Source organism: Streptomyces sp. NPDC030820, assembly GCF_055572075.1.
On sequence record NZ_JBVIEB010000042.1, the window covers coordinates 1 to 2,086 of the forward strand.

Genomic DNA, 2,086 nt, shown 5'->3' on the forward strand with positions numbered 1-2,086 from the left:
CCGGAGCTGGAGCGGCTGACCGGTGAGGAGATGCGGGCGGCCGGGGAGCGGCTGGCTCCGTCGGCCGGGGTGATGGTGCAGGCGGTGTGGTTCGACGCCGGGCCCGACACTCCCGGGCGGCTGCTGCTGGTCGCGCACCACCTGGTGGTCGACGCGGTGTCCTGGCGCATCCTGCTGCCGGACCTCGCCGAGGCGTACACGCACCCGGACGACTCACCGGCACCGGTGTCCGTGGCCTTCCGGCAGTGGGTGCTGGCGTTGGCCGACGAGGCGAACAGCACGGAACGGGCCGCCGAGCTGCCCGTGTGGAAGCGGATCCTCGACGGCCGCGATCCCCTGTTGGGCTCCCGCGCGCTGGAACCGGCACGGGACCTGGCGTCGTCGAAGGGCCGGGTCACGCTGACGGTTCCGGCGGAGACCACCCAGGCGCTGCTGACCAGGGTGCCGGCGGCCTTCCACGCCGGTGTCGACGACGTCCTCCTCGCCGCCCTGGCCACGGCGGTCGCCGAATGGCGCGGCGCCGGGGAGTCCGGCCTGCTGGTCGACGTCGAGGGCCATGGCCGCGAGCCCCTGGCCGAGGGCATGGACCTGTCCCGCACGGTCGGCTGGTTCACCAGCGTGCACCCGGTACGGCTGGACCCCGGGACGCGGGACTTCGACGGGGTACGTGCCGGTGACCCCGTCGCGGGCCAGGTGGTGAAGCGGGTCAAGGAGCAGCTGAGGCAAGTGCCCGGCGACGGCCTGGGCTTCGGACTGCTGCGCTACCTGAACCCGGGGACCGGCCCGGTGCTCGCGGAACTGCCCACCCCGCAACTCGCGTTCAACTACCTGGGCCGGTTCGGCGCGGGCGGCACCGAGGGGGACTCCGGGGACTGGCAGCCGGTCGGCGAGCACGCCCTGGGCGGCGGCGTCGACGACCGCATGGCGGCGGCACACGCCCTGGAGGCCACCGCGGTCGTCCACGACCGCCCCGAAGGGCCCGATCTGGTCCTTTCCCTCGCGTGGCCACGGCTGCTGCTCGACGAGGCGGCGGCCGCCGGGCTGCTGTCCGGCTGGCAGGCCGTACTCGCCGGGATCGCCGCCCATGTCGCGCGTCCCGACGCCGCCGGTGGCCATACGCCTTCCGATTTCTCGCTGGTGACGCTCGGCCAGGAACAGATCGACGAGCTCGAAGCCGAACTCATGGACGGGGAGGGAGCACAGTGACTCAGCTGCGCGTCGAGGACATCTGGCCGTTGTCGCCGCTGCAGGAGGGACTGCTGTTCCACGCCCTGTACGACGACCGGGGCGAGGACGTCTACGCGGTTCAGCAGGTCCTGGACCTGGAGGGGGAGGTGGATGCCGAGGCCCTGCGCGCCTCGTGGGAGGCGCTGCTCGAACGGCACGCGAGCCTGCGGGCCGGATTCCGCCAGCCCGCCAAGACCCAGCAGTGGGTCCAGGTGGTCGTGAAGGGTGTGACGCTGCCCTGGCAGGAGGCCGACCTCTCGCATCTGGCACCGGACGAGGCGGTGGCCGGCGCCGAGCGGCTGGCCGAGGAGGAGCGGGGCCGTCGGTTCGACTTCGCGAAGCCGCCGCTGCTGCGGTTGCTGCTGGTCAAGCTGGGTGCCGACCGGTTCCGGCTGGTGATCACGATGCACCACATCGTCATGGACGGCTGGTCGATGCCGGTGATGATGCGTGAGTGGACCGCCCACTACACCGCGGGGGGCCGTGCGAACGGTCTGCCGCCGGTGACTCCGTACCGGGAGTACCTGGCGTGGCTGCAACGGCAGGACGACGAGGCCGCACGGGAGGCGTGGCGCGAGGCCCTGGCCGGGGTGGACGAGCCGACCCTGGTGGCCCCCGCGGACCAGGACCCGGCACCGGTCATGCCCGGGGGCGTGACGGTCCGCGCGGGCGAGCGGCTGGCCGAGGCGTTGCGGGCGATGGCCCGTGGGCGCGGCCTGACGCTCAACACGGTGGTGCAGGGTGCCTGGGGTCTGTTGCTGGGGAAGCTGACGGGCCGGCGCGACGTGGTGTTCGGCGCGACGGTGGCGGGACGGCCGGGCGAGCTGCCGGGCGTGGAGAACATGCTCGGCCTGTTCAT

General features: G+C 73.3%; 2 protein-coding genes. Both read left to right on the top strand.

Annotated features, from left to right (window positions below; all coding sequences use genetic code 11):
- A partial coding sequence (locus ACZ418_RS42840) for a condensation domain-containing protein (protein WP_468374295.1) occupies positions 1 to 1,206 on the top strand: 1,206 nt, incomplete at its 5' end.
- Positions 1,203 to 2,086 (top strand): condensation domain-containing protein (locus ACZ418_RS42845; protein WP_468374298.1); only part of this gene is annotated, 884 nt, incomplete at its 3' end. The genes ACZ418_RS42840 and ACZ418_RS42845, both read left to right, overlap by 4 nt.